Origin of the sequence: Flavobacterium sp. ZB4P23, from assembly GCF_003970375.1 — a bacterium.
Classification (GTDB): domain Bacteria; phylum Bacteroidota; class Bacteroidia; order Flavobacteriales; family Flavobacteriaceae; genus Flavobacterium.
This window is the reverse complement of sequence record NZ_RYDK01000004.1, coordinates 260603-282904: the sequence shown is the minus strand read 5'-3', so window position 1 is coordinate 282904 and position 22302 is coordinate 260603. Positions and strand designations below refer to the sequence as shown.

Annotated in this window: 18 protein-coding genes, 2 tRNA genes and 1 pseudogene; 10 read left to right on the top strand and 11 right to left on the bottom strand. The window is 35.1% G+C overall.

Features of this window, described 5'->3' with window-relative positions; translation table 11 throughout:
- The first annotated feature begins 25 nt into the window (after positions 1 to 25).
- Together EKL99_RS08735 and EKL99_RS08730 are read left to right on the top strand one after the other, a co-directional pair.
- A complete protein-coding gene (locus EKL99_RS08735; protein WP_126576787.1) occupies positions 26 to 1342 on the top strand; it encodes a hydroxymethylglutaryl-CoA reductase, degradative in 1317 nt (438 codons plus the stop codon).
- A 51-nt stretch (positions 1343 to 1393) separates the two neighbouring features.
- A complete protein-coding gene (locus EKL99_RS08730; RefSeq protein WP_126568721.1) occupies positions 1394 to 2308 on the top strand; it encodes a GYDIA family GHMP kinase in 915 nt (304 codons plus the stop codon).
- A 58-nt stretch (positions 2309 to 2366) separates the two neighbouring features.
- Here the strand turns inward: EKL99_RS08730 and EKL99_RS08725 are convergent, their stop codons facing one another.
- From EKL99_RS08725 to EKL99_RS08685, 9 genes are all read right to left on the bottom strand, one after another.
- The gene (locus tag EKL99_RS08725; protein WP_126576786.1) at positions 2367 to 2915 is read right to left on the bottom strand and encodes a hypothetical protein; all 549 of its coding nucleotides are present in this window, start codon (positions 2913 to 2915) and stop codon (positions 2367 to 2369) included.
- Between the two features lie 14 nt (positions 2916 to 2929).
- A complete protein-coding gene (locus tag EKL99_RS08720; RefSeq protein ID WP_126562114.1) occupies positions 2930 to 3439 on the bottom strand; it encodes a hypothetical protein in 510 nt (169 codons plus the stop codon).
- 53 nt (positions 3440 to 3492) lie between these two features.
- Complete coding sequence (locus EKL99_RS08715; protein WP_126576785.1) at positions 3493 to 5118, bottom strand: hypothetical protein; 1626 nt, start codon at positions 5116 to 5118, stop codon at positions 3493 to 3495.
- Positions 5119 to 5414: 296 nt separating this feature from the next.
- On the bottom strand, positions 5415 to 7511 hold the full coding sequence (locus EKL99_RS08710) for a peptidylprolyl isomerase (RefSeq protein WP_126576784.1): 2097 nt from the start codon (positions 7509 to 7511) through the stop codon (positions 5415 to 5417).
- A gap of 108 nt (positions 7512 to 7619) precedes the next feature.
- Positions 7620 to 8879: a hemolysin family protein gene (locus tag EKL99_RS08705; RefSeq protein ID WP_126576783.1), complete on the bottom strand. Its 1260-nt coding sequence runs from the start codon at positions 8877 to 8879 to the stop codon at positions 7620 to 7622.
- A 3-nt stretch (positions 8880 to 8882) separates the two neighbouring features.
- A complete protein-coding gene (locus EKL99_RS08700) occupies positions 8883 to 9077 on the bottom strand; it encodes a hypothetical protein (protein WP_126576782.1) in 195 nt (64 codons plus the stop codon).
- A gap of 11 nt (positions 9078 to 9088) precedes the next feature.
- Entirely contained in the window at positions 9089 to 9643 is a 555-nt protein-coding gene (gene lptC, locus EKL99_RS08695) for an LPS export ABC transporter periplasmic protein LptC (protein WP_126576781.1), read from the bottom strand.
- Positions 9644 to 9688: 45 nt separating this feature from the next.
- Entirely contained in the window at positions 9689 to 10939 is a 1251-nt protein-coding gene (locus EKL99_RS08690) for a hypothetical protein (protein ID WP_126576780.1), read from the bottom strand.
- Entirely contained in the window at positions 10932 to 11666 is a 735-nt protein-coding gene (locus tag EKL99_RS08685; protein ID WP_126576779.1) for a type III pantothenate kinase, read from the bottom strand. Before EKL99_RS08685 ends, EKL99_RS08690 begins: the two co-directional genes overlap by 8 nt.
- Before the next feature lie 143 nt (positions 11667 to 11809).
- On the opposite strand from EKL99_RS08685, the gene EKL99_RS08680 reads away from it, so the two are divergent.
- From EKL99_RS08680 to EKL99_RS08645, 7 genes and pseudogenes are all read left to right on the top strand, one after another.
- Positions 11810 to 11882: transfer RNA gene (locus tag EKL99_RS08680), tRNA-Phe, on the top strand.
- Positions 11883 to 12784: 902 nt separating this feature from the next.
- Entirely contained in the window at positions 12785 to 14944 is a 2160-nt protein-coding gene (locus EKL99_RS08675) for a S9 family peptidase (RefSeq protein ID WP_126576778.1), read from the top strand.
- Positions 14945 to 15171: 227 nt separating this feature from the next.
- Positions 15172 to 15522, top strand: coding sequence for a nitrite reductase small subunit NirD (gene nirD / locus EKL99_RS08665; RefSeq protein WP_126576776.1), 351 nt, complete (start codon positions 15172 to 15174; stop codon positions 15520 to 15522).
- A gap of 29 nt (positions 15523 to 15551) precedes the next feature.
- Entirely contained in the window at positions 15552 to 16139 is a 588-nt protein-coding gene (locus tag EKL99_RS08660) for a DUF4202 domain-containing protein (protein ID WP_126568728.1), read from the top strand.
- Between the two features lie 12 nt (positions 16140 to 16151).
- Complete coding sequence (locus EKL99_RS08655) at positions 16152 to 16358, top strand: hypothetical protein (protein ID WP_126576775.1); 207 nt, start codon at positions 16152 to 16154, stop codon at positions 16356 to 16358.
- 53 nt (positions 16359 to 16411) lie between these two features.
- Positions 16412 to 17551 (top strand): annotated as a pseudogene (locus EKL99_RS08650) (RHS repeat-associated core domain-containing protein); the annotation flags it as partial.
- A 13-nt stretch (positions 17552 to 17564) separates the two neighbouring features.
- Positions 17565 to 18164: a hypothetical protein gene (locus EKL99_RS08645; protein ID WP_126576774.1), complete on the top strand. Its 600-nt coding sequence runs from the start codon at positions 17565 to 17567 to the stop codon at positions 18162 to 18164.
- Between the two features lie 844 nt (positions 18165 to 19008).
- Here EKL99_RS08645 and EKL99_RS08640 read toward each other — a convergent pair.
- Together EKL99_RS08640 and EKL99_RS08635 are read right to left on the bottom strand one after the other, a co-directional pair.
- The gene (locus tag EKL99_RS08640) at positions 19009 to 20079 is read right to left on the bottom strand and encodes a Fic family protein (protein WP_126576773.1); all 1071 of its coding nucleotides are present in this window, start codon (positions 20077 to 20079) and stop codon (positions 19009 to 19011) included.
- A 462-nt stretch (positions 20080 to 20541) separates the two neighbouring features.
- Positions 20542 to 20623, bottom strand: a tRNA-Leu gene (locus EKL99_RS08635).
- 107 nt (positions 20624 to 20730) lie between these two features.
- On the opposite strand from EKL99_RS08635, the gene EKL99_RS08630 reads away from it, so the two are divergent.
- Positions 20731 to 22119, top strand: a complete 1389-nt coding sequence (locus EKL99_RS08630; RefSeq protein ID WP_126576772.1) for a dipeptidase — start codon at positions 20731 to 20733, stop codon at positions 22117 to 22119.
- Positions 22120 to 22302: the final 183 nt, after the last annotated feature.

Genomic DNA, 22302 nt, shown 5'->3' with positions numbered 1-22302 from the left:
TTAATTATACTATAATCAATTGAAAATGAATAAGGCCATTAGCGGATTTTCTAAACTATCCAAAGAAGAAAAAATTAAATGGATTGCCGATCAATATTTTTCAACACCCACAGAAGCCATCGCCTTGCTGAAAAACTACTGGAATTCTGATGAAAAAATACAGAAATTACACGATGAATTCATCGAAAACACGATAACCAATTTCTACATACCGCTTGGAGTTGCTCCTAATTTCCTGATTAATGGAAAATACAGCACGATTCCCATGGCTATTGAAGAAAGTTCTGTGGTTGCCGCTGCCGCAAAAGCTGCTAAATTTTGGTCCACGCGTGGCGGATTTAAAGCAACCGTAATCAATACTGAAAAAATTGGTCAGGTTCATTTTATTTATAAAGGTGATGTTTCAAAATTGAATTTGTTTTTTGTCCAACACAAAAATAAATTCTTTTCAGAAACCGAGTCGATTACCACAAATATGCAAAAACGTGGTGGCGGAATTTTAGATATTATTTTAAAAGACAAAACCGATTTATTGCCCCATTATTTTCAGCTGCATGCCACTTTTGAAACCAAAGACAGCATGGGCGCTAATTTTATCAATTCGTGTCTGGAACAGTTTGCTAAAACCTTAAAAGAAGAAGTCCAAAACTATAGTCTATTCACCGAATCAGAAAAAGAGATTGAAGTAGTAATGAGTATCCTTTCGAATTACGTTCCTAATTGTATCGTAAGAGCCGAAGTTTCTTGTCCGATTGCTGACTTGGAAGAAAAACACATTTTAAATCCTCAAGAATTTGCAGAGAAATTTGTGCAAGCCGTACAAATCGCCGAAGTCGAGCCGTACAGAGCCGTTACGCATAACAAAGGAATCATGAACGGAGTAGATGCGGTAGTTTTGGCAACTGGGAATGATTTCCGCGCTGTCGAAGCCGGAATTCATGCCTATGCATCGCGAAACGGAAAATACTCCAGTCTTTCCCATGCCAAAATAGAAAATGGTATTTTTACTTTTTGGCTAGAAATCCCTTTAGCAGTAGGAACGGTTGGTGGTTTGACTTCCTTACATCCATTGGTAAAATTATCCTTAGAAATGTTAGAGAAACCTTCTGCCAAGGAATTAATGCAGTTTGTAGCTGTAGCCGGTTTAGCCCAAAACTTTGCCGCATTGCGTTCTTTGACTACCACAGGAATTCAGGAAGGACACATGAAAATGCATTTGAACAACATCATCAATCAGCTTAAAGCCACTGATGAAGAGCGCATTTTAATCCTGAAATATTTTAAAAAAAATCCCGTTTCGCATAGCGCTGTGGTCACCTATATTGAAAGTTTAATAAAATAATTTTATCTTGAAGCAACAAAGAATAAGGTTGCTTCGTTCCTCGCAAAGACAATGAAGAAAACATTTTACAGTAACGGAAAACTTTTAATCACAGGTGAATATCTGGTTCTTGATGGTGCCAAAGCGTTTGCATTACCAACAAAAATGGGGCAAAACCTCATTATAGAAAAGGGAAATAATAAGGAAATCATCTGGAAAAGTTATGATGCAGATGGAAGTATTTGGTTTGAAGACACCCTTTTATTTTCTGATATTTCAAAGGAAGTTCAAACTAAAAATGAATCGGTCAAGGCTACACTTAAGATTATTTTGCACGAGGCATTCAAATTAAATCCAGGTTTCATTTTAAATTCAGAGGGATACACAATCACGACTGAACTTAGCTTTCCCAAAAGCTGGGGTTTGGGCACGTCATCGACTTTGATAAACAACATTGCTCAGTGGTTAGACATCGATGCTTTTACATTACTTAAAAACAGTTTTGGAGGTAGTGGTTATGATATTGCCTGTGCACAAAACGACACCCCTATTGTCTATCATTTGGAAAAAGGTACTCCTATTGTTGAAAAAGTATCTTTTAATCCGGATTTTACTAACAATCTTTACTTTGTCTATCTGAATAAAAAGCAAAGCAGCAAAAGCGCAATAACAGCCTACGATATGAATAAAAAGAATAATCTCCCGAGAACGATTGCTTTAAATGACGTGATAACCTCTGAAGTTTTGAATGCGACTACAATTCAATCTTTTGCTGCAGCACTACAAAAACACGAAGTACAAATGAGTATTGTTCTGGAAACACAAACGATAAAAGAGTCTTTGTTTCCAGATTTCAATGGCGTGATAAAAAGCCTGGGAGCTTGGGGAGGCGATTTTGTAATGGCAATTGCAATTGAAAATCCAACTGACTATTTTATTTCAAAAGGATATGAAACTATCATCTCGTACAAAGAGATAATTCTATAAACAAAAAAAATCCCGTTTAGTTTTATACCAAAAGGGATTTTTAATTTATCCTGATAGACTAAAAAGTATAGCCAATCCTTAAATGTAAATCAGCAGCGGTTTCCCATTCTCGTATTTCAAAATAGTATCTTTTACCTAAACCAATTCCTAATTCATAATTAAAATTACTTTCAGAAATCGATCTTCGGATTCCCCATTTTGGAATTAAGGTCATTTGATTAGATACATTTACGTTATCTCTATTAGAAATAACAAACCAATCGGGATAATAATTAATCCCAAGTGTCAAAAAATTGGCACTGTTATTTTTGATAATTTTTCCTGTAGCCTCTCTTTTTACAATATTGTAATACCATCTTGGCTCTAAACCTAATTTGGGTGTTAATGCATAAATTGTTTTTCCGACAAAATCTCCACCACGTACACCACCATCAAAACCTATTTCTGACCTAAGCACTAATTGGTTCGACAATTTTGATTCATTATTTATCCAAAGGCCAAAAAAACCAGCTTGAACATTATAAATAGATTTTTCTAAACCCTCGTTTTGCGCACTAGCTACGTCACAAAAGAGTAGCAACAAACATAAATAAATTATTTTTTTCATTTTTTTGTTTTTAGTTAAAAAATTATTCCAAACGATAAGCCAAAGGCTGTAATCTTATAATTCCCTTCGTTTTGGTGCTTTATTAATTCTATGTCTTTAGACTTTTTAAACAAGTCAACATAGTATGAAATCTTCTCATTATCGGCAAAAATTAATCCGACACCTAATTTAGATGAAGTTCCATTCCCATCAAATGAATCTGACCATTTTATATTTTTACCGGTTTGCAAATAAGCAAATAAGCAATTATCTCTGTCTTGATTAGAAAAAACTCTTATATCTAAAAGGATTGGAGTTGACAAAAACGTTTCTTTTATGTTATAATCAATACTAATTCCTGTAGAAAGTGCTATAAAATCCCAAAAAACTAATCCATGAATCGTGTTCAAATCAAAACTAGAACCGTCTGATTTCTTTTCATCATCTTTTCCGAATTTTGAAAAATAACTTTCTGTATTTTTTGTAATAGAAAGGGATGTCATATTTAAATAGCTAACAGTGGATTCCATTTTGTCTTGTGACAAGAGAAAATTATATTGAATTAAAAAAAATAGTACACAAATATTTTTCATATTGATTAATCTATACCATCATGAAATTTACTACCATGCCATTCACTACCATGCCTTACTGCCCCAATCATTTTTACTTTGAAATTTTTTGGTCTAATTAATTGGTCGCCAGCACCTATGTTAGAAATTTCCCAAGTTCCGCCAGAATCCCCAGCACTTAATTTAATTTCTGCGCCAAAATCAAATGATTTTTCCCTAACACCTATATTTAAACCTTGATTAAGAACTGACTTTTGAATTATCACTTTTCCTGTATGAGGAAATTTAGCAACAAATGTGCGATTTGCCGGAGGAGTATAGCTATTATTTCCCAATGCACTACGTAGTTGAGCAGTTATGCTTGAATACAAACCATTATAAAAATATTCGTTTAGTTTACTTGCTTTTAAACTACTGTCAATTCCTCCTTGAACTGCATCGTCTAATAAAGGCCAGCCAGTCCCAAAAAACTCAAAAGTCAATCCTAAACCATCGTTTTGAAAAATTTGGTTTAAAGAAGAATGATTTAAATCGGTATAGGTATATCCTCCAATAGTTAAAGAGTTGGGTTGATATAATATTTTTTTGTCATTTAAATAATATGCTTTTTCTTGAAGTTGATTATATGTCATTGCACTGTTAAGTAATTTATCTACATCATATTCAAATTGTGCAGCTTCAACTACTAATCGGATTTCATCTGTCGCTTCAACTCTCCAAAATCCAGTCCAACCTCTATATTGATTAACACATTTTACTCCCAAATGATAAACAAGCAAATAATTATAATTAAATGCTTTCGTTTTAACTCTTCGTCTAGTTTCATATGCATCTATGCAAACATTATTATCTCCAAAAAGACTTCCAAAAATTCCACTATGTGGATCGCAATCACTTAAATTTGATAAAAAACCGCTGTAACTAGGATCTGTAGAAACAATTGAACTTGAAGTCGGAGTATAACTACTAACTCCACCAAAAACACTACCCTCATTACTTTCAATTGGTTGCATTTTGAAATAAACTAAATCAGAATCAATATACGTAACACCTCCATTAGGGTATGCATCTAAAATTCTCTCTTTAGCAGTCTGTGGAGTTTCAACCATTAAATCGCTAGAAATATCATTTAAATTCAAATAATCTTCTAAGACGGTATATTTTTCCTCATCCGCAATAAACAAACCAACGTCCGTATATTTATAAATTTCAAAACCTACTTGAATTTCACCATCAGAATTAAGTAATGAAGCGAAAGTATCGTCTCCAATAATATCTTCTATTTCATCCAAATAATCAAAACCAACTTCCATATTAGCAGAAGATGATATTTTACTACTAGAAATAGTACTTTTGTAACGAATTTGATCATTTATTTTTTTTCTATACTGCATGTACAAAAAATCTTCATTTTTTTCAGTAACAATAGGCCTTAATGAATAAAACCCCTCTTCATAGAAAGGCTGTAAAAAAACACTTATTTTTTCATCCGATTCATCAGCATATTGTTGATAAACCCTAACAAAAGCATCTTTGCTCTGAAAAAATAATCTACCATTTTTAATAACTACATCATCTTTAAAAGTAGAGCTTACTAAATTTGAATCGAATTTTTCAGTTTCGCAAGAACTAAAGGACAAACAAACTAACATAAGTATCAGTATAGCAACGACACTTTGTTTGTTTGTTTGTTTGTTTGTTTGTCATAATTTTTGGTTTTTTTTATTAATTTATTTTTTTAAGAATCTTCTTAAAAGTTTATTTAAAACTACAACAAAATCTTACTTTTTTTCTTTACTCAATTAAAACTTATTAACATTTGAAAAGTAAAAATTCAACTTTTTGTGAAGGCCTAAAATTATGAAAAAAAGTCCCTTCGCATACAAATAAAAAATCCCGATACATTCAGCATGTATCGGGATTTTTTATTTGATTACTTACGCTTTGACTAGTAATTGAATTCCTGTCTGTTGTCTTCAATTTTAGCATTTCCTTTCAAGGCAGGAACTACTCTATTAGCATCTGAAGCGCTTTGTTCTTTTAATTTAGAAACATAAGAAGCATGGCTTTTCAATGCTGGCGCTTTTACAGTGCTATTGTTTTTCACTACATAAACACCCGTGTTTCCTTCAATTGGAGCTGACATTTTATTTGCTGCTAAAGCAAATGCATTTCCTACTACACTTGGCTCTTGACCAACACCTGGCAACATCGTGTTTAGCATTGTCAAGTCAGTAGCTTGTTGTACGGTAGCTCCTACTGCTTTCGCGATTGCTTCCAGCGAAGAACCTGTCATTTTTGCCTTTATCAATGCTGCTTTTTTCTTGTTTTTTAGTATTTGTTCCACATAAGGTCTCGCCACAGAAACAGCTACTAAACCAGAATTGTCAATACTCTTTAATTTTGCAATTACGTGACCTACATTAGCCACTTCAAATCTTTTTACAGTACCTACTTTTACTCCTTTTTCAAAAGCCCAACGAACGATTGATCTTTGATTTCCTAAAGTTCCAAAATTTTCGTCCATCCCTTTTACAGAAACAGCCGGAGCTACTACAAGTCCCATATCTTTAGCAACTTTGTTAAAATCTTTATCCACAGCATCCATTTCTAATTTAGTTGCCTGAGTAAACATTTTATCTGAAGTGGCCTCAGATGCTTCTATTTTCTGAGCTACAGTAGCCAAACGAATTCCGTCTTGCTTATCAGTAACTTTGATAATATGAAATCCAAAAGGCGTTTCTACTAACCCTACTTTTCCAATACTGCTATTGAAGACAAAATCATTAAATGGTTTTACCATTTGGTTTGGACCAAAATAACCCAAATCTCCCCCTTGTTGCGAAGATGAATCATCAGAAGCTGTGAAAGCTAACATCAAGAAACTATCCGGACTGGCAGTAACTTGTGCTAAAATACTTTCTGCTTTTGCTTTTGCTTCTTCTTTTGTTCTTTTTTCCTTTTGATTTGGAACTTGAGTCCCTTCATAACTGATCAATATATGACTTGCTTTAGCATTTACCCCTGATTTCATTCCCATTGATTTTGAAATACAGAAATATTTCCCGTATATGTAAGGCCCATAAACGGCTCCAGGAGCAAGATTAAATAATTTATCTGCATCAATTGCAGGCAAATCTTTTTTGGCCACATAAGAAGAATCATAAGGAACATCTGAATTTGAATTCACAAACTCAATTGTATTAGTTGCTGCTCTGAATCCTGGTAAGGTATCATTTTTTCCGGTAGCTTGATTGTATACTACTGTTCCGGCTAACAATGCATTTATTTTTGATTTTACTTCGGCTTCATCAGCTGGTGAGGCTTTGTCTTCGATCAAGACATATTCTACTTCACGAGATTCGTCTGCTTTGAATTTTTTTTCATTTTTCTTCATGTAATCAACAATTTCAGCATCAGTCACTTTTACTTGACTGTCTTTGATTGTTGAATATAATCCTGCAACATAGGCAAAGTTTACTTTATTTGCTTCCATCTCATACTGCAACTTGCCTTCGCTCTCCGTTGTAAAAACGGCCGCTTTAATCAATGTAGTATAGATTTGATATTTAGCATTAAGATCTGCATCTTTTTCTCTGTCTTTCAAAAACTGAGCTTGGGCAGGATTTGCTTTGAAATATTCTTTAAATTTTGCAATATCAAAAACACCGGCTGCATTCAAAAACAATGGATTCCCACCAATATTTTGATCGCCTTTCAGCACTTCTAATAGGTGTTTTTCACCTACTCGTAATCCTAATTTTTCAAATTCAGACGTTAGCAAAGCAACCGAAACTTCTTGTTCCCATACTCTGTTAGCCGCTTCAGTTGAAGTAATTCCTTGACCACTTTTTTCAACATTACTCACTTTAACTCTAAAATCTTCAAATGAAATATCTTTCCCGTCAATGCTTCCTACATCTTTTGATGTGCTGCTGAAACCTCCACTGCTAAATATATCACCTATGATAAATGCTAATAAACAAAACCCAATAACTAAGATCAGAAGAAGCGAACGTTGTCTAATTTTTTGTAATAATGCCATTTTATTGTTGTTAATTTTTATATTCAGGTTGCGAAAATACAATTATCTAATTAATAATTATAGTAGTAGCGTTTTATTTTATAAGAAATTTCAATTTTACAAAAAAAACTACTCTAGCACGGTCATATTTACTAATTCTATTTTCTTATTTATTGCTTCTTCAATTACAAAACGATACGCTCCAATGGTGATAACCGCTCCATTTTGAGGAATTTCGGTAGTAAAATTCACAATAAACCCCCCAAGTGTTCCATACGAATCACTTTCCGGAATAGCCAGTTTATAGGTATCATTAAGGTACTCGACGTCTAACCGGGCTGAGAAAACGTATTCGCCATCACCGAGTTCTTTTTCAATCAATTCTTCATCTGAATCGTGTTCATCTTCAATTTCACCAAAAAGCTCTTCCACAATATCCTCTACGGTAATAATTCCGGAGGTGCCGCCGTATTCATCTAATACAATAGCTACACTTTTACGTTTTTTGATCAGCAAACTCATCGCATCTTTGATAAAGATTGTTTCCGGAACAAATTCTACCGGAATCACAATATCCTTGATACTGTCTGGTTTTTTGAACATATCAAAGGAATGCACGTAGCCTACAATGTCATCGAGTGAATTTTGAAACACCACTATTTTAGAATAGCCTGTTTCTATAAACAATTCTCGGAGATCTATGATGGTATCCGACAAGTCAATGGCTATAATTTCAGTACGGGGATTCATCACATCTCTGGCTTTGACTCCTGAAAATTCTAATGCGTTTTGAAACATCAGAATTTCAGAATCCATGGCATCATCATCTTCAACACTGCTCATTTGTTCCGTAATGTAATTCCCCAGCTCAATTTTACTGAAATAAAGCTGTACATTATCGCCTTCGGTTTTGAAGAATTTTATCAAAACAAAATCAGAAACCCAAATAAAAAATGCAGCTATAAAATAGAAAATACTAAAAAAGAAATAGGCGGGAATTGCAAAAAACTTAAATAGAAAATTGGCATAAATTTGAAAAAAAACTTTTGGCAAGAACTCTGCGGTAATCAGCACAATGATAGTAGAAATTATGGTTTGAATTAATAAATCCAAGAAATCCGAAAACTGAAACCCCAGAGTAACAAACCAGCGCATCAATAATTCGCCCATAAAAAAACCGTAGACCACCATGGTGACATTATTCCCAATGAGCATGGCTACGATAAACTTGGAGGGCTTTTCAGTAAGCTTTGTCAGTATTCTGGAAACAAAACCGCCTTGTTTTTTTTCAATTTCAAGATATATTTTATTTGAAGAGACAAACGCTATCTCCATTCCTGAAAAAAAAGCACTTAGTATTAGACACAGAAAAATAACACTAATCTCCATGAATTAGGATTTTTTGTTTCGGTCTTCAAACTTTTTAGCAAATTTTCTTCTAAAGAAAAACATAAAAATGGCTAATCCGGCAAACATGAAACTCAACCACGGATTTTCTTCCTCGGCATTTAACTTTATGAAGCCATCATAAATAAAATAGGCTCCAAAAACAAGATAAACGTATTGTGTGTATTTTAAGTAGTTCATAGGGTGTTGTGTTATTCAGCGGTTTCGAGTTCGCCGGTTATTTTTTGAGAATTAATCACTTTGAAATCCTTGCTAAAATCGATTCCTTGTCCATTTGAAACACCTTTTGGGTCTGTTAATTTAAACCTTCTTTCGGTAAAAAACCACTCATTTCTTTGATCAAAATAAAGTTGCTCTGTTTCTAACAGCTGTCCATTTTCATTAGAGATCCTTACTTTTCCCTGCAGATCAATTACTGCTGTTCCTTTGTAAGAAATGGCATAATTTGATTTGATAAATGTTTTCTTCCCTTTTTTGTCAAATAAAGTAACATCAATCCCTTTTGGGAATTCCGTAAAAGGAAAGCTAACGTTAGAATAATCTAACATTTTAGAGCTGATCAAAATGGATGTAATCCTTCCTGAATCTGTATATTTGAGATTTACCATATCAGCATCACTACTGGGAACAAACTCGGAGAAATTTATTTTTTGTATTTCCTTAAAATTACTTTCGCACCCCAAAAAAAGCGCTCCGGCAAAAACCGCGACCCCTAATTTGATATAATATTTTTTGACTACTGTCATAAGTTGGCCTGGACGAAAAAATTGGAGAAAGTACTTCTTTTTATTCTAGTTGAATTTCCTTCTGATAAACCATTGGTCATTAAGAGAGAAACTCACACTTACATTGGCGTAGTTTTCTTGAACTAAATTAGATGCTGTAGTTCCTTTTTTGCCTAATTCAAATCCAATATTCACATTAGAGAACTGACCTGTTAGTGGCAATCCAATGCCTAGAGTTAATCCCATATCATCGATGGATTCTGAATTGATCACCATTCCGGTTTTTTCAAATTTCAAACCCCCTCGGTACGTAATCCTTTTTGTGTAGCTTGTGAACGAGTTGTAATTAGGAATAAAATACCCTCCAATGCTGTATTTCGAATGCTTTTCGTAGGTAACATTTGGCATTGAATTAAAATTATTTGCCAAGGATCCTGCATCCTGTAGCGTCACACCAACTCCTACGAGCCATTTTCTGGCCTGGCCAAAACCTGCTGCTAATGCTAATTTACTCGGCATTTTCAAATTCACTTGGCCCTTTACATCATCCAGCGCATCTACAACCACCACATCAAAATTTGAACTAAAAACCACTGTCGAAATATTCCTGTTGTTTTTAGACACCAATGTATTTTCCAGCGTATAATTTGCACTACTAAAAAAAGAGATTTTTTTATAGATTTTAGTCTGATACATCATCCCTACATTAAAATTCACGCCAGACAAATCAATCGTATTCAATTCTCTGGTTCCAACGGGAACTCCAGTAACGAATTCAAGGTTACTAGATTCAATTTTTCCAAAATTATACTGCACATCGGCACCTACACTAAAATTCGGCGTCACTTTATACCCTACTCCTAAAAAGGCCTTGTTCAAACCACCAGTACCTTTGAAACGCTTGCTGTTTTGCGAGGGATCAGTAGCAATAGATTCTATTTTATACCCTACCGATGAATACGGAATCAATCCAAAACCCAACCCAAACTTACCAATAGGCAAACCCACGGCCAGGTAATCCAGAGTCGTTCTTCTTGTATTTGCAGCTTCAGTATCTGTTTTCATTTTTGTGGTCGCATGCGTACCACCCAGGGTAAAAGTAGTTAGTTTAAGACTTGCATAACTGGCTGGATTTTGCAAGTTCATGTGTATACTGTCTTGTTCAATGGCTATTCCTGCCATCGAACGGTTTTCCAACGTTCCTTTGAACCTAACATCTCCTATTCCATAAAAAGAATACGGGGACGCTGTTCCTTCTTGAGCAAAAGATACTAATGATAAAAGCAAACAGGCGCTTATTATAATTTTTTTAATCATTTTTGGTTTTATGTTGAAATGTTTGGTTTAAACTTTCCAGAAGAAAATTTGAATTGGCAAATATGGTATTTTTTAATCGTTTAGCCAAAAAATCTGTGTCTCCACCCGTTAAAATTATTATAAAATTTAAATACCGTGCTTTATATTGATTTATAAACCCGTCAATCTCATAAACTAAACCGTTTACCACTCCGGAATGAATCGATTCTGAAGTTGATTTCCCAATCAAATCTTCCGGAATCCCCAGAGACAATAAAGGTAATTTTGCGGTGTAGTGATGCAATTCTTCATAGCGCAATCGCAGTCCCGGCGAGATCGCTCCCCCTAAATAATTATTTTCCTGATCTATAAAATCATAGGTAATGCAAGTTCCGGCATCAATGACCAGCCGGTTTTGATCCGGATACCGGAGCGTAGCCCCTGCAGCAAGAACCATACGGTCAATTCCCAAAGTTTGTGGCGTTGCGTATTTATTTTGGAACGGAAAAGAATCCTTATTCGAGATAAAATGCACTTTTATCTCTTTATCGAAAGCTAAAAACGGCTGTTTTCCGAGATCTCCAACTGAAGAAACCACCAAATCAGTTGTTTTTTTAAAGTTTTTTAAAATATTTTTAATATTTTTTTCCAATTCAATTTGGCTAAAAACAAAAACCTCCAAAAGCATAGCACCCTCAAAAACAGCGGCTTTAATTCTGGTATTTCCCACATCAACTACTAAAATCATAATTTCTTTTTTGATGGGACAAAGGTACGAATTGATTTTTTTTTAAAATTGTTTTGGATAAACTAAAAATCATACTATATTTGCACCCGCAAACAAGTTCATCGAACTCCTACTAAAATAAGAGCAAAGTGAGATAATAGCGAGGTACCTTAGCTCAGATGGTAGAGCAATGGACTGAAAATCCATGTGTCCCTGGTTCGATCCCTGGAGGTACCACAAAACCCACTCAAACGAGTGGGTTTTTTGTTTTTATACAAAATCAAAAACAACTTTGTTCAAGACTTGATCTAAAACACATTCCTTTCGTCCTTGCTCAAAGCAGTATTGCAAGAAACAAAATACTCGTACAGCAATAAAATTCCCTTCAAAAGACCTCAAAAAGCGCCTTCGTTTCTGGAATCAGTAGTTCCCTCTTGTTCCCAAAAAATATTTTATTCCGTGTACAAACTCCATAAAAACAGCCCGCACTCTCGTTTAATGCATTGCCTTCATATTCTTTATAATTAAAAACAAATAGGCCTAATTGCAAAAAAAACAATCGCACACGAACCCTTTCTTGTCTTTTTAATAATTTTCCTACAAAAACATTCCGCTTCTATGTTTGCAAAAAACACTTTTTAAATAAGTAGGAAAACCAGGCTTATAAAAGGAATAACACATACCCCTGAAAAATAAAGACCGAGTAAAAAGAGGTCCTTTTACAATTTAGCTTTGCATTTTTTTTCCGGCAGCAACATCTCCCACAGTCGCTTTCTCGCCCACATTTGTATTGAAAGAAAAAACAGGTATTCCAATACGGATTTCAAAAATCATACCGAGCATCGCCCAGTGGCCATGATACAACTACAACTGGTCTTGGCGTCTTGTAAAGATTTATTTCTTGCTTTCCTTACAAAAAAGGTTCTCAGAATTATCAAAGAGTAATGACAACAAGGAGAAGAATACTCTTATTTTGATGTTTTTATCGGACTACACTGTTCTTTTTTCCTATATTTACTAAAAACCAAACTTCCTTTTTTGCCGAAACAAGCAAATTATGACCAATTGTAACACCAAGAATTAGTTGCCTGTATGCCTTTTCTCTTGAATTAAATAAAAATTAGCGATACCATTACACTATGAAAAAAATTTCCCTGTTACTGCTTTTTATTGCCACGCTGCAAGCCACTATTGCTCAAAACGGAACAGAACCCGTACACCTTACAGATCTGCTAAAAATTAAAACCATCAACAACGTCACACTAACTAAAGACGGAACAAAAGTGGCCTTTACCCTGACCACTATCGAGCCTGACCAGACTAGTACGCTGGATTATAAGTATCGAACCCAGATATATAGCGCATCCACGGCAAACACAGCCACTCCGTTGCAGTTGACCACTAGCAAAGAAGGTGCTGCAAAACCCGCATGGAGTCCAGACGGAAAGCAGCTTGCTTTTACGCGCTCCGTAGAAGACAAATCTCAAGTTTTTATTTTATCCCTAGATGGAGGAGAATCCATGCAATTGACCAGCCATAAGTACGGCGCAAACAACCCAAAATGGTCTCCAGATGGCAAAAAAATACTTTTTTCATCAAGTCTTTCTCTACAAGAATTAATTGCAGACTCTACCCTAAACAAATCACATGACATACCAACTTGGGCCATGGAAAAACCTGGTTTTACCAATAATGAACATTTGTTACCCAATAGCGACAAACCAAACCCAAATGGGAGCTTATCCCAGATAAGAGCCTATCTTGAAAAAAATGCCGTGGATAAAAAAGCAATCGTCCTAAACAAATTAAACTTTCAAAGTGAGTCGGCTATCTCATCCGAAATGACTTATAACCATTTCTTTGATATCAATGTGACTAAAGATGCTGCGCCACGACTGCTCACAAAAGGATTTTATAGTTTTACCAATGCTGACTATACTCCAGACGGCAAACAACTCATTTTCTCGGGCGATATGGACACCGCAGAAAATCCGGATCGCTCTTTAGAAAGCGAAATTTATTTAGCGGATAGTGATGGGACTAATTTAAAAATGATCTTAGGCGAAAAGGACAAAAGATACAGCAATGCCTCCGTATCGCATTCCGGAAAATGGCTTGCCTTTCTTTTTAGTTCTACTTCTTTCGTCTCAGTCCCTACCTTAGCAATAATGCCAATAAACGGAACCGAAAAAGACATTATAACGATCCCATTTGATCGCAATAAAACAAATCTCATTTGGAGTACTGATGACAAACACCTCTACTTCACTGGACAAAGCAATGGTGGAAATGTCCTGAACAAAGTCACTATTGCCACAAGAAAAGTAGATTCTTTATCGAGCAGTGAGATTGGCATTAGCAGTTTTGACATTGCAAACAAAACTCTTGTTTATTCTAAAACAGCGATTTCAAATCCATCCGAACTGTATTTTTCCACTACGGATTTCAAAAAAGAAAGAAAAGCCAGTACTTTTAATGATTGGGTGCAAACTAAAAAATTATCCTTCCCTGAAAAGAAAACGTTTGTCAACGATTTAGGGATGACCATTGAGTATTGGGTAATGAAGCCTGCCAACTACCAAGCAGGAGAAAAATACCCTTTGTTGCTGGAAATTCATGGAGGGCCATCTGCTATGTGGGGACCAGGTGAAGAAAGCATGTGGCACGAATACCAATATTTTTGTAGCAAAGGATATGGTGTCGTATATAGCAATCCTAGGGGGTCCGGCGGTTATGGTTTAGATTTTTTACGGGGTAACATCAATGACTGGGGCAAAGGTCCTGCAAGCGATGTGCTGACCGCTTTAGATAAAACTATCGATCAAGGCTGGGCTGATCCCGATAAACTATTGATAACCGGAGGTTCTTATGCTGGTTACCTGACGGCTTGGATTATCAGCCATGACAATCGATTCAAAGCCGCCTGCGCACAACGTGGCGTGTACGACCTGAACACCTTTTTTGGCGAAGGGAATGCCTGGAGACTGGTTCCTAATTATTTTGGTGGCTATCCGTGGGAACCCAAAGTGAAAGAAATTCTGGCGAGAGAATCCCCTTTGACATACGTTGAAAACATCAAGACCCCTTTTATTATTTTTCACGGGGGCAATGACCGTCGTACGGGATTCGTTCAGGGAGAAATGATGTATCGCAGTCTCAAGGTTCTGGGGCGTCCTGTTGAATATGTAGTCCATCCGGGAGCAACACACGAAATCACTCGCAATGGCGACAACAGACAGCGAATGGATCAAATGTTGCGAACCTATGAATTCTTTGAAAGATGGATTGCTAAAAAATAAAAAACTCAATTTTAAAATTACGTAGAATAAAAAAATTAAATTAAGTACGTTTATATAAGTATTAATACTTGTATTTGCGTAACAATACTTAATTAATTGGATTATGATTAAAGTAACAGTAGTCGGAAACGGCATGCTAGGATACAAGTTTTGCGAAAAATTTATTGCAAAACCCGGACAGGAAAAACATCAAATTACCGTATTTGGAGAAGAGCCCAGACGCGCGTATGATAGCGTTGACTTATGTAAAAACTTGGTTCAAGGCCAGAAAAACAAGCAGTTTTCCAAGCAATAGAGGCGGTTGCCTCAAATACAAAGACAAGCAAATTGCCATCATCAACTTTGAATGCAAAAAAGAATGGTATGCTTGTCAAAACGCCTGCCCTAATAAAATGAAAATGGCTCTTTCCAGAGGAATGTTGAGTTCTATGGGAGATATTCCCAAAATAGCCTGCCCTTTGCACAAAAAAACTTTTTCACTTGTGGACGGTACCAATTTAAATGGAGACGATCTAAAAATTGCGACTTATCCTGAAAAAATTATAGGTAACGAGGTATTCGTTGGCTTTTTGGATTAATTATGTATCTTTGATTTTAAACCTTTCAAATGACAATCTTACAATTCCAAAATGCCAGCGCATGGATTGATGCAGAAAATGCACAAGATCCAAATCATGAAATAGACCACTCTGTTTCGCAGCCAAAGGAACTATTGTACTCTAATCGAATGTACGAAAGGCTGATGGATTTTTATCCAAATGCATCCGAAGCTGTTCAAATTTCGGCCAAAGCACAACACATTTGCCGATGGAAAATGCCCCGAGAATCCTATCCAATGGATCGAGTGGGCTATTTAAAATGGCGCGAAGATTTGAAAAAATTTCACGCTAAAACCACTGCTGAAATTTTAGAAAAAGCAGGATATTCCACAGCATTTATTGCACGGGTTTCTTTCCTTATCGAAAAAAAATTACTCAAAAAAGATATCGAAACACAACTCCTTGAAGATGTAATTTGTTTGGTGTTTATGGAATTTTATTTGGATCCTTTTGTTCAAAAACACGACCGAGAGAAAATGAAAAATATTATCTTGAAAACCTGGAATAAAATGTCTAAAAAAGGACAACAGGAAGCCCTAAAAATAAAATTTAGCGCTGAAAATTTCGATTTGATAAAAGAAGCGCTTGGTTTGTAAATCGACATGCTTATGAAAAACAGAGCCACAGCATCTGTTGACAAAGACACCTTCAAAAATCTAAGACGATTCTATCTATTTGCCTTATTGACTATTGTGGTTACGGTTCTGTTAAGTCAACTTCTAATTCAGTCCAACCTCAACCGTCAGTTGAGCGATTCTAAAATAATCAATATTTCGGGTAAACAAAGAATACTGAGCCAGAAATTGACAAAATAAATTTTAATTTTGGGATTTATTGCTGATCCCAATACTAAAACCACGAACATTTAGCAGAAGTTGGATTGATACACATGAACGGTCGTTTGTACGATCCTGTTTTACGTTCTTTTTTAATGCCAGATAATTTTATCCAGCAACCGGAGAATACCCAAAATTACAACCGCTATGCCTATGTGTTGAACAACCCATTAATGTATACCGATCCTAGTGGGGAAATAATTCCTTTTTTGGTTGCAGTTGCTATTGGCGCAGCTGTTTCTGCTACCGTTTATACTTTAACTGCTCTAATGAGCGATGTACCTTTTAGTGTTGGTGGCTTGCTAAAAGCCACTTTTATAGGAGCAGCTAGTGCAGCAGTAACTTTTGGTATAGGTAGTGCTTCTACAGCATTGTTTACTAATTTCTTTTCAAAAGCAGCTTTTCAAGCTGTTGCTCATGGCACTTTTCAAGGAACAGTGACAGCTATTTCAGGAGGTAAATTTTGGTCTGGTTTTGCAGCTGGGGCACTGAGTAGTGTTGCTAGCAGTGCATTTAGTATTGATGGAAATGGTAGTGCACAAGGTTTAGGTTGGTCAAGTAGTGTAAGAGAAAGTGGTGCGGGCATGATTGCTTTTGGAATGGTTTCTGGTGGTGCAGGCGCATCATTAACTGGCGGTAATTTTTGGCAAGGTGCGGTAACTGGGTTAGTGGTTAGTGGACTGAATCATTTTGCGCATCAAATACAAGAAAAACAAACTTTAGACGCTTTTGCAAAAGAGAAATTTGGAGCAGACTACAAATCTAAGTATGGTGTAAAATCTCTTAAATGGGGCAGCCAAATGAAGAAAGGTGAAGTAGCAGGTTATAAATATAATGCCAAAGAACAATTGATATATGGCAAAGATGGCGCTGTTGGAGGAATAACGACTCCAGATGGAAGAATTTATATATCTGACACTTTTGGGAGCTATTCCAACACTAGTTTTTTAGAAGGAACAATTGGACACGAACTTGTACATTCTTATCAACATATGAAATTCGGAAGTAGTTATAATTCTTCTTATTCTGAATTTTCTGCATATCAACATTCAATTGATTTTTCAATAAAAAACAATTTTGATAGCAGTATGACTCAACAATATAAAAGTTATCAATTTAGTTACACAAAAGGACTAAAAAGTTATAATTATCAAAATATACCGGGATTTTAAATACTAATAAATTATGAAAAAAGCATTTCTAATATTATTACTATGTATTACTTTCTTAAGCAATACAAATAGCAAAAACCAAATGAATGATGGGCTAAATATAATTTATTTAGGTAGTTCTTACAGTGTTTACCGTCCTAATTTTCCTTCACTTGAATTTGAGATATCAAATAAAAGTAAAGACACTTTATACATATCTGAAAATAATATTTTGATAACGGTTTTTAAGGGAAAGTCTGCTTTAAAACAAGATAAAGTATTGCCATCAATCGGAACACCATTTATAAAACCAATGATTAGAAAGCAATTTAAATCTGAAGAAAAAGACAAATATGAAAGACTTTTAGAGAATTTAAAACTCAAATTTGCTAACAAACTTTACACTAAAAATTTTGGTTCAAACACTAAATATATTGATTCTAAAGATTTTATTATTGAAAATATAGTCGGAGACTGTATTGTTTTAATGCCAAATGAATCAATAAATTACAGTAGTGGTTTTTATAGTAAGTTATTCGACAAAACTTGTAAAGTGTCTGTGAAATATTCAGACCGTAAGAGGTTTATTAATTTTGTAGATGATAGTGGGAAAAAGATTGATATTAACAATTAAATTTATTAAAAACCCGATCGCGCGGATGTGAACTAAATTTTCTAATCAACGGATAGCGTAGAATTGCTTTCTGTGCCCACAAAGTTGAGCAAGCAATACTAGATCCCCGCTCTAACAGGCTCTCGTTTGAAACGAGTGCCTAATTACCTTGTAAAAACAAGTCGAAGCGTTTGCAACGCGCCTAGCTATAAAAAGTGTAATAAAAAAAGAACTTGGTCAAGCCAAAATGGACTTGCTGTAGAACACCGGCATTTTGATGCTCGTCAGGGAACTTATTTATGGCCATTGGTTTGTCTTATGCGTTTTTAATTTATTATTTCAATTATTGGTATTTTAGAAAAGATGGTTTATATCTTAAGATTGAAAAAAGGTTTATAAATGAAAGTGAAAAGCAGAGAGTATTAGGAAATATATTTGTTTTTGTTTTTGGCTCGATTATTTTTTTTATGCTTACAGGTTTTTTAGTTAATAAGTATTACGGTGGATTCAAGTAGCTAAATTTTAAATACCATCTGACTCAAGCAGAAATTATTTCAAATGTTAGCATGGTGTTTACCCTATTGTAGAGAGCAGATATAATCAAATCGGTTAATATGATCATCCATATCAAAAATATCTTAAACTAAATAATTTTTTATATTGGGATTTTTCCAAAAGTCTTTCATAAAATTATTTGTGTAAAATTCAAAAGTAATGTTACATTTTAGTCGTTTTCCCAACACGACTTTCTAACGTGTTAAATTTTTTCAATTTTTCTAACACGTTTACATAACGTGGTAAGTTTTTAGCATTTTTCTAACACGTTGTTTTTATGCGGTAAATTTTCAATGGTTTTTTACCATATTTAACTATTCATTAAAACGTTTATCAATTCGGTATTCATATAATAGTTAGATTTTCCGACTTTGGTTTTTTCTAAAAATCCTATTTCTGAAATTTTATCTAAATAAATTGAAGCCGTTTGGCGCGTAATATTCAATTCTTTTTCCAAAAACTCAATTTTAGTGTAAGGATTTATAAACAAAATATTTATCAAATCTTGACTGTATATTTTAGGTAATTCAGTTCGCATTTTACCTTTATAATCTGCCATTAAATCCCGAATTTTAGTAATCAGAACAATAGTTTGCTCTGCGGTTACCTCAACGCCTTTTAACATATACAACACCATCGCTTCCCAGTCGTTAGTTTCTCTAACGCCCTGCAAAACTTTGTAGTAATTGGCTTTGTTTTGGGTAATATAACGGCTTAAATACAAAATAGGAATATCTAACAATCCCGATAAAACCAAATAGAGAATGTTGATAATACGCCCCGTCCGTCCGTTACCATCATAAAATGGGTGGATACTTTCAAACTGATAATGTATAATTGCCATTTTTATAAGTGGGTCAATATCCGAAAAATCATTGTCGTTTATAAACTTTTCTAGGTTGCCCATTAAGTCCAAAACTTCATTGGCCCTTTGTGGTGGAGTATAAACCGTTTGTCCTAGCGAGTTTACTAATTTTGTTCCCGCTTGCGTTCTAAATCCAGCATTGTTTTGTAACAGCTCCTTTTGAATGGTTAAGATATGTTTGTTTAAAAGTAATTTCTCTTTTCGCACAATTTCAAAACCAAGTTTCAAACCTTGTGCGTAATTAAACACTTCTTTACTGGCGTGTTTCTTGGTGTCAATCAATACATTTTCTTTGTATAAATCGTCGTGAGTAGTGATGATGTTTTCAATCTCACTACTGTCTTTTGCTTCCTGGAGTGTAAGCGTATTAATCAAAATACTTTCGTTTGGAATAGTCTTTGCCGTTCCTTTGAGTTCAGCTAAATACCGATGTGATTTTGCCAATTGCTTCAATATAGCAATCGATTCTGTAAAGTCTTTAGGCGGTAAGGATTGCAAAGTAAAATTTTCTGTCATTGTATGTGATTGATTCACAAAGTTAGAAAACTTATTTTGATATTGTAGTGATTTCAAAAAATACAATTTCTTGAAAAAAATTAAATTCATACCCCCCACAAGAACCACCAAAAAGAAAAGTTACGGAGGTAAAATATTTTTTTTAGGTACTCCCCATCTTTTATTTAAGAACGGAAACCACCATAATAAAGTGATTTACACAGAAAACGAAACAAAGACATTTATTTAAGGACAAAAACCAAACTGCTAAACTTTTATTATTTCAAGTTAAGACTATAGAAACAGACAAAATAATGTTATAAAGATACTGTTTAACAGTTTTTAACTTATTGTATCAATCTAATTATATTACATAAAATAGATTCATTTTAGTCCCACAACACGAAACGGAGTTGTTATTAGGTCAACTCTTAAAAACAAAAAACCCAAAACACTAATGATTAGTACTTTGGGTTTTTAAAGTGCGGATAATAGGACTCGAACCTACACGCCTTGCGGCACCAGATCCTAAGTCTGGCATGTCTACCAATTTCACCATATCCGCGAAATTCTGAGTGCAAATATAAGCATTACTTCTTAAGTTCAAAGGAATTTCTTAAAAAATTATTTACTCAGTTTTTTGTACTTTTGAGATTATAAAATAATTAAATAATGGAAAATATTAAAGCATACATTCAAGAACACAAAGACCGCTTTATCAACGAGTTAATCGAATTATTAAAAATGCCCTCCGTGAGCGCAAATCCTGCTTTCTCACTAGATATCATCAATACTGCTGCTGCCGTAAAAGCAAGTTTGGAAAAAGCAGGCTGCGATTTCGTTGAAATCTGTGATACCCCAGGCAACCCAATCGTGTATGGCGAAAAAATAATCGACCCAAATTTACCAACCATTTTAGTGTATGGCCATTATGACGTACAACCCGCAGATCCTATTGAATTATGGACTTCGCCGCCATTTGAACCCGTAATTAAGAAAACCGAAACTCATCCCGACGGCGCTATTTTTGCCCGTGGCGCTTGCGATGACAAAGGCCAAATGTACATGCACGTAAAAGCATTGGAATATATGGTTCAATCGAATACTTTGCCGTGTAATGTGAAGTTTATGATTGAAGGCGAAGAGGAAATTGGCTCCAAAAGCTTGAGTTGGTTCGTAGAACGCAATCAGGAAAAACTAAAAAATGACGTGATTTTAATTTCGGACACCGGAATGATTTCTAATCAACAACCGTCAATTACAACAGGATTACGTGGATTGAGTTACGTAGAAGTCGAAGTTACGGGACCAAACCGTGATTTACATTCCGGATTATATGGAGGAGCGGTTGCCAACCCAATCAATATTTTAGCCAAAATGATTGCTTCGCTTCATGATGAAGACAACCACATTACCATTCCTGGTTTTTATGATAATGTAGCAGAATTATCCTTGGAAGAAAGAGCCGAAATGGCCAAAGCGCCTTTCAACTTAGACAATTACAAAAAAGCATTAGACTTAAATGACATTTACGGCGAAAAAGGCTATGACACAAACGAAAGAAACTCCATTCGCCCTACACTGGACGTCAACGGAATCTGGGGTGGTTACACCGGAGAAGGTGCCAAAACCGTTATTGCAAGCAAAGCTTTCGCTAAAATCTCGATGCGTTTGGTTCCTAATCAGGATTGGGAACAAATCACGGAATTATTCACAAAACATTTCATAAGCATTGCTCCTGCCGGCGTTACCGTAAAAGTAAAACCACATCATGGCGGACAAGGTTATGTAACCCCCACGGACAGCATTGGCTACAAAGCCGCGAATATGGCGTATACAGAAACCTTTGGCGTTCCCGCAATTCCCGTGCGCTCCGGAGGAAGTATTCCTATCGTGGCGTTATTCGAAAAAGAGCTGAAAAGCAAAACTATTTTGATGGGATTTGGTCTGGACAGTGATGCCATTCACTCGCCAAACGAACATTTCGGAATCTTCAATTACCTGAAAGGGATTGAAACCATTCCGTTGTTTTACAAATATTTTGTAGAACTTTCTAAATAATAGTTAGCGATACCGTCCGTTCGAGTTTTTTTGTAAAGAGAAACGGAACAAAAAAGTATCGAGAACCTACATCCGCTCTAAACAGGGCGGATTTTTTTTGGGCGTTCCCACGCTTCCACTATCGTTCCAGCGTGGTCAGGCTGTCCGTTCTCAATCTTTTTATTTTTTGAAACAAAAAAATAA

Excerpts from the sequence above, each read along its gene's own strand:
- nirD (WP_126576776.1), top strand. The coding sequence starts at position 15,172 with ATGATAGCGTTGACTTATGTAAAAACTTGGTTCAAGGCCAGAAAAACA.
- EKL99_RS08710 (WP_126576784.1), bottom strand. The coding sequence starts at position 7,511 with ATGGCATTATTACAAAAAATTAGACAACGTTCGCTTCTTCTGATCTTA.
- EKL99_RS08675 (WP_126576778.1), top strand. The coding sequence starts at position 12,785 with ATGAAAAAAATTTCCCTGTTACTGCTTTTTATTGCCACGCTGCAAGCC.
- EKL99_RS08685 (WP_126576779.1), bottom strand. The coding sequence starts at position 11,666 with ATGATTTTAGTAGTTGATGTGGGAAATACCAGAATTAAAGCCGCTGTT.
- EKL99_RS08630 (WP_126576772.1), top strand. The coding sequence starts at position 20,731 with ATGGAAAATATTAAAGCATACATTCAAGAACACAAAGACCGCTTTATC.
- EKL99_RS08715 (WP_126576785.1), bottom strand. The coding sequence starts at position 5,118 with ATGTTAGTTTGTTTGTCCTTTAGTTCTTGCGAAACTGAAAAATTCGAT.
- EKL99_RS08655 (WP_126576775.1), top strand. The coding sequence starts at position 16,152 with ATGAAAAACAGAGCCACAGCATCTGTTGACAAAGACACCTTCAAAAAT.
- EKL99_RS08660 (WP_126568728.1), top strand. The coding sequence starts at position 15,552 with ATGACAATCTTACAATTCCAAAATGCCAGCGCATGGATTGATGCAGAA.
- EKL99_RS08735 (WP_126576787.1), top strand. The coding sequence starts at position 26 with ATGAATAAGGCCATTAGCGGATTTTCTAAACTATCCAAAGAAGAAAAA.
- EKL99_RS08730 (WP_126568721.1), top strand. The coding sequence starts at position 1,394 with ATGAAGAAAACATTTTACAGTAACGGAAAACTTTTAATCACAGGTGAA.
- EKL99_RS08690 (WP_126576780.1), bottom strand. The coding sequence starts at position 10,939 with ATGATTAAAAAAATTATAATAAGCGCCTGTTTGCTTTTATCATTAGTA.
- lptC (WP_126576781.1), bottom strand. The coding sequence starts at position 9,643 with ATGACAGTAGTCAAAAAATATTATATCAAATTAGGGGTCGCGGTTTTT.
- EKL99_RS08725 (WP_126576786.1), bottom strand. The coding sequence starts at position 2,915 with ATGAAAAAAATAATTTATTTATGTTTGTTGCTACTCTTTTGTGACGTA.
- EKL99_RS08645 (WP_126576774.1), top strand. The coding sequence starts at position 17,565 with ATGAAAAAAGCATTTCTAATATTATTACTATGTATTACTTTCTTAAGC.
- EKL99_RS08640 (WP_126576773.1), bottom strand. The coding sequence starts at position 20,079 with ATGACAGAAAATTTTACTTTGCAATCCTTACCGCCTAAAGACTTTACA.
- EKL99_RS08700 (WP_126576782.1), bottom strand. The coding sequence starts at position 9,077 with ATGAACTACTTAAAATACACACAATACGTTTATCTTGTTTTTGGAGCC.
- EKL99_RS08705 (WP_126576783.1), bottom strand. The coding sequence starts at position 8,879 with ATGGAGATTAGTGTTATTTTTCTGTGTCTAATACTAAGTGCTTTTTTT.